The following is a 6,153-nucleotide window of genomic DNA, read 5'->3' as shown; positions in this document are numbered from 1 at the left end:
CCCACCAAAACCACTTCGCCGCCAAACGGCGTTTCCCGGTTTAACTGCGTGATCAATTCACGTTCTGCCGCCCCGATATTGTTTTGAGCCGCAAAAATACTGAAACGGCTGTCGAATAACTTTTCCCAAAAATAACGGCGTCGTTCGACATGATGAATCGTCTGTTTAACCTTTTCACGCCATTGCCCGGCAATACTCGCCATCGTGCCCGTATGCAGCGGAATCAATGTTTCAATAATTTGCCGCCATTTCCGCGCCAATACAGGCGCAGTACCGCCGCTGGATATGGCTATCTTCAACGACCCCCTATCCACCACGGCAGGCACAATAAACGAACACAAATCTGCCGTATCCACCGTATTGCACAATTTCGCCCGTCGTTCCGCTGCTTCAAAAACACGGCGGTTAAACATGCCATTATCCGTCGCCGCAATAACGAAATACACCTCGTCCAGCATGGCTTCTTCAAACAAGCCGCCCAGCCAAACTATTTTCCCTTCATCCGCCCATTGCTGAAACTGAGGATTCAAAGTTTCCGCAACAACGCGCACGCGCGCTCCGGCAGACAACAGGCTTTCCGCCTTGCGCTCGGCAACCTTGCCCGCACCTGCCAGTAAAATAGGGCGGTTTTTCAAATCGGCAAACAAAGGATAATGGCTCATGGTTGTGTTCTTGCTTTATCAATGATTGTCCGCCGATATTAAAGGCTGTCTGAAAAAATAGGAAAGAATGGTTTCTGATTTTCTTATGGTGTTTGGTTATATGCCTGCAAAAACCGTCTTTTGAATAACAAAACATTCAGACAGCATTTTTGAATTTCAATCACAAACCGAATTATTTTAGATATTTGCTATCAAACGGGGAACTTATTTTCTGCTCTTCCTACTAAAAAGTCTTAACAATTATTCATATCAACAACTTAAGTGATATTAATTTGTTAAGGCAATTTCAAAATATAATATTTAGAAGCGAATATACAGCATGATAACTGAAGCAAAAACAGCCTCTTTACCGACTATTCTCTTTAACAAGGCAGCCTATACCAACGGCGATGATGTTATTCTGAACATCTCCAATGCGACAGACAAAATCACCTCTGTCACCGTCAGCCATTTGGGTACGGAAATCCAAAAATTGGATCATCTGAACTCAACCTCCGTCAAACTCTCTTCCAATATTTTTTCACCCAATTCAGGCTACGTCGTCAAAGTAGAAACCGTTGACAACACCGGCAACCACACCAGCAAAACACTGGGATTGTCTGTCGAAGACGACTGGACCGTTTTCCCCCGCTATGGCGTAGTGGCGGGATCTAACGATAATTCGGCAGAACAAAACAACTCCATGACCAATGACCAGCTCGAAGGCTATCAAAACAATATCGATCAGCTGGCACAAATGCACATCAACAATTATTTCTTCTATGATGTGTACGACACAACCTCCAATCCATTTCCAAACGTAAACAGCTTCAAGCAAGAATGGGCGACTTGGGCTGTCAGAAACGGCCAACCAAACCCTCCCCAAATCGATACCCTGCTGATTAAAAACCTCGTGAACAAAATTCATGACAAAGGCGGCAGTGCCATGCTCTACAATATGCTTAACGCCGCCTCCAATGACGAACTCGATAACTCGACCATCAAAGACATTTTAAATAATGCCAAACTCTACAACGCCCAAGAGCATTCTAACTTCGGCAGAGCCGGTGCAGAGACCAAAACATCCGTACAACAATTCGTCGATCCTGCCGACAAAAGCTGGCAAAACTATATCGTCAACACCATGATCAAAGCCCTGAAAATAGGCGGCTTTGACGGCTGGCAGGCCGATACCATGGGTGATAACCTTGTTTACAAAATACAAAATGGCCAAAAGACTGAAAACTTCAGAATGTCTGACGGTTATGACGATTTGTCAGCCGCGGCTGCGGAAAAACTACACGATTACGGTCAAACTTATATGATCAACGACATCAGCACAGGCAGGGCCGATGTCTTATCCACCACCGGCATGGATGTTCCTTACTCAGAAATCTGGCCGCGCGATTTTAAAGATATAGCCGGAAATACCCATTATGAAAACCACAACTATGCCGAGCTTAAACGCTTGGTAGGCCGTCTGTACGATTACAATCGCGTTTCCCCGATTATTGCCGCCTATACTCAAAAAGATACCCACCCGGAAGATCATTCTTCCGAACTCAATCCGGACAACGAATTGCTGGTCGATGCCGTTATCGCAGCGAGTGGCGGCTACCACATGACTGTTGCCGCATTAAACAACCTCCCGGATAAAAACGCACATGGTTTTGGTATTTTGCAAGATCCATACTATCCTGCTCAAACGCTCATAACCAACGAAACCCTGGCCAAATCAGAATTCAACTATCAACAATTCATTACCGCCTATGAGGAGCTGCTTCGCGGCGAAGGCTTGGTTGAACTCAAAGACAGTCATGCCTTCATCGTAGCATCTGACGGCTACTATATGACTTCCACCTCAGGCGAAGGAGGCAAAGTTTATACATGGACAAAAGCCACCGCAGACGGCGGCCGAGTTGTCCAATTAATCAATCTCGCAGGCCTCGACAAAGACACTAATTGGAACAGCTCCAACCACCACACGCTGAAACTCGACAACCCTAAAGTCAGAATCCCGTTTGATATGGAAATCAGCGCAGAACAGGCCGAGCAAGCCATCGTACAACTGGCTTCCCCCGACTCAGATGATATATCCATGCACACATTGGAATCTTCCGTCATCTATGAAAACGGCAAACCGGTGGCACTGGAAGTCACCGTACCAAGCCTGGATGTCTGGGATATGCTTTATGTCAGCAATTTAGGGCAGGCAAGCGTCAGCCAAACCTTTGCCGACGACAAAACCACATTCAACGGCACCCACACCGACGACCATATCAAAGGTACTGAAAGCGAAGACATCATCTACGGCAACCGGGGCAATGATGAGATTCACGGCGGCAGCGGCAATGACAAATTGTCCGGTGGCACCGGCGGCGACGTCATCAACGGCGATGCCGGCAGCGATATTCTCTACGGAGGCGGTGGCAATGACCATCTGAACGGCGGTTTAGACAATGACACGCTGTATGGCGGCGCCGGTAACGATACTATGTTGGGCGAAGCAGGTAACGACATCCTTCACGGCGGCGCAGGCAACGACACACTGTTCGGCGGCTTAGGAGACAATATATTACGCGGCGAAGCCGGTAACGATACCTATGTATTCAATCGCGGCGAAGGTCATGACACCATTTTCGACCATCACGGCACAAACGCCATCCAATTCGGCGCAGGCGTCTCCCTCTCGGATCTGTCACTCGAAACAGTCAACGAAAAGGACGGCACGACTTGGAACATCACCATTCGTGGCGAAAACAATTACAATGACCTCATCACCATCGACCACCAATATACTGACATCCATACCGACGCCCAAGGTAAAAAAATTCTCTCAGTCAGCGAATTCCGCTTTGACGAAGGTACGTTCAACATTGACCAGTTAATGCATATTTTAGGTTAACCATTAAAATATCGAGCATCCCAAAGCCGGACTTTCAAAAAGAGTCCGGCTTTTCTTACCCACAACGCCACTTCCATTTTTCAGACGGCCTTTGCCTGCGTATAATATCGTTTTGTCTACAATTTGAAATCCTAACCAATGACCGAATCCATCCGCCTGCCCGCTTCCACACTCAAGCCCTCCACCGTTGCCCTGCCCGGCTCCAAAAGCATCAGCAACCGCACGCTACTCTTGGCGGCACTCTCCGACAACGTTTGCGAAATCCATTCTTTGCTCAAATCCGACGATACCGACCGAATGCTTGAAGCACTCGACAAACTCGGCGTGCAAATTGAATCTTTACCTGAAGGCCGTCTGAAAGTTCATGGCACCGGCGGCCGCTTTCCCAACCAAACCGCCGATTTGTTTTTAGGCAACGCCGGTACGGCATTCCGCCCCTTGACTGCCGCGCTTGCCGTTTTGGGTGGCGACTATCATCTTCATGGTGTGCCGCGTATGCACGAACGCCCTATTGGCGATTTGGTGGACGCATTGCGCATTGCAGGCGCGGACGTACAATATCTGGGCAATGAAAACTATCCTCCGCTTCAGATCGGCAAACGCCAAGACAACGGCGAGCGCGTTATTCCGATTAAAGGCAATGTTTCCAGCCAATTCCTGACCGCCCTGCTGATGGCTTTGCCCCTGACCGGACAAGCATTTGAAATCCACATGGTAGGCGAGTTGATTTCCAAACCTTATATCGACATCACGCTCAAGCTGATGGCGCAGTTCGGTGTGGACATCATCAATGAAGACTACCGTGTATTTAACATCCCGGCCGGTGCCAAATATCATGCGCCCGAACATTTATATGTAGAAGGCGATGCATCCAGCGCGTCTTATTTCTTGGGCGCAGGCCTAATTACCGGCACACCCATCCGCGTAACCGGTATCGGCGCACACAGCATCCAAGGCGACGTTGCCTTTGCGCGTGAATTGGAGAAAATCGGTGCGGATGTGATTTGGGGCGAAAATTTTGTTGAAATTTCCCGTCCTGCCGAACGCAAGATTCAGGCTTTTGATTTGGATGCCAACCATATTCCAGACGCGGCCATGACTCTGGCTATTATCGCACTGGCCACCAAACAACCCTGCACCCTGCGCAATATCGGCTCATGGCGCGTCAAAGAAACCGACCGTATCGCCGCCATGGCAACCGAGCTGCGCAAACTGGGTGCAGAAGTCGTTGAAGAAGCCGAAGCCATTCATATTACGCCGCCCGAAACACTTATCCCCGATGCCGTCATCGATACTTACGACGACCACCGCATGGCCATGTGTTTCTCGCTGGCTTCGCTTTTGGGCGTCCCCGTCATCATCAACGACCCGAGATGCACGCATAAAACTTTCCCCGACTATTTCCAAGTTTTTGCATCATTGACCAACTAATTGATTATTCAAATTTTCAGACGGCCTGTTGTATACAAAAAACACAGACCGTCTGAAAAATAAAAATAAAACTATACTTTTTCTTAATTTATGCGATAATAGCTAAATAAATTCTTAGCAATTCATATTTCCTTTCGGAGAGAAAACATGTCAGACGAAAAAAGCAAAGCCTTAGCCGCTGCCCTTGCCCAAATCGAAAAAAACTTCGGCAAAGGCTCCATCATGAAAATGGACGGCAGCCAACAGGAAGAAAACCTTGATGTTATTTCCACCGGCTCCCTCGGCGTGGACTTGGCGCTCGGCGTTGGCGGTTTGCCCCGCGGCCGCGTGGTTGAAATTTTCGGCCCGGAATCCTCCGGTAAAACCACACTTTGTCTCGAAGCCATTGCCCAATGCCAAAAAAATGGCGGCATCTGCGCATTCATCGATGCCGAGCATGCTTTTGACCCGATTTACGCCCGCAAACTCGGCGTAAAAGTCGAAGAACTCTATCTCTCCCAACCGGATACCGGCGAACAGGCATTGGAAATCTGCGATACATTGGTACGCTCAGGAGGTATCGATATGGTCGTTGTCGACTCCGTAGCGGCACTTGTGCCTAAAGCCGAGATCGAAGGCGAAATGGGCGACAGCCACGTCGGCCTGCAAGCCCGCCTGATGAGCCAAGCCCTGCGCAAACTGACCGGCCACATCAAACGCACCAATACATTGGTTGTTTTCATTAACCAAATCCGTATGAAAATCGGCGTGATGTTCGGCAGCCCTGAAACCACGACCGGCGGTAACGCGCTCAAATTCTATGCCTCCGTCCGCCTCGACATCCGCCGTACCGGTCAGATTAAAAAAGGCGATGACGTCATTGGTAATGAAACCAAAGTCAAAGTCATCAAAAACAAAGTTGCGCCTCCATTCCGTCAAGCCGAATTCGATATTCTTTACGGCGAAGGCATAAGCTGGGAAGGCGAATTGATCGACTTGGGCGTCAAACATGACATCGTTGAGAAATCCGGTGCATGGTACAGCTACAACGGCGCAAAAATCGGCCAAGGTAAAGACAATGTACGCGTTTGGCTGAAAGAAAACCCTGATATTGCCAACGAAATCGATGCCAAAATCCGTGCGGCAGTCGGTATCAATGTCGATATTACCGAAGGCAAATTGGACGATACCGACGGC

General features: G+C 48.7%; 4 protein-coding genes. 3 read left to right on the top strand and 1 reads right to left on the bottom strand.

The window, feature by feature from the left end:
• Window positions 1-662 (bottom strand): bifunctional precorrin-2 dehydrogenase/sirohydrochlorin ferrochelatase (locus tag Q1M25_RS07400; RefSeq protein WP_300483467.1); only part of this gene is annotated, 662 nt, incomplete at its 3' end.
• A gap of 319 nt (window positions 663-981) precedes the next feature.
• Here Q1M25_RS07400 and Q1M25_RS07395 point away from each other — a divergent pair.
• From Q1M25_RS07395 to recA, 3 genes are all read left to right on the top strand, one after another.
• Entirely contained in the window at window positions 982-3,546 is a 2,565-nt protein-coding gene (locus Q1M25_RS07395; RefSeq protein ID WP_300483465.1) for a glycoside hydrolase family 66 protein, read from the top strand.
• 138 nt (window positions 3,547-3,684) lie between these two features.
• A complete protein-coding gene (gene aroA / locus Q1M25_RS07390) occupies window positions 3,685-4,977 on the top strand; it encodes a 3-phosphoshikimate 1-carboxyvinyltransferase (RefSeq protein ID WP_300483462.1) in 1,293 nt (430 codons plus the stop codon).
• Between the two features lie 147 nt (window positions 4,978-5,124).
• Window positions 5,125-6,153 (top strand): recombinase RecA (gene recA / locus Q1M25_RS07385; protein ID WP_300483459.1); only part of this gene is annotated, 1,029 nt, incomplete at its 3' end.

The sequence above is a fragment of the uncultured Neisseria sp. genome (genome assembly GCF_951230505.1).
GTDB lineage: Bacteria > Pseudomonadota > Gammaproteobacteria > Burkholderiales > Neisseriaceae > Neisseria.
Note: the sequence above shows the minus strand (reverse complement) of the source record. Positions and strands in the feature narration are given on the sequence as shown.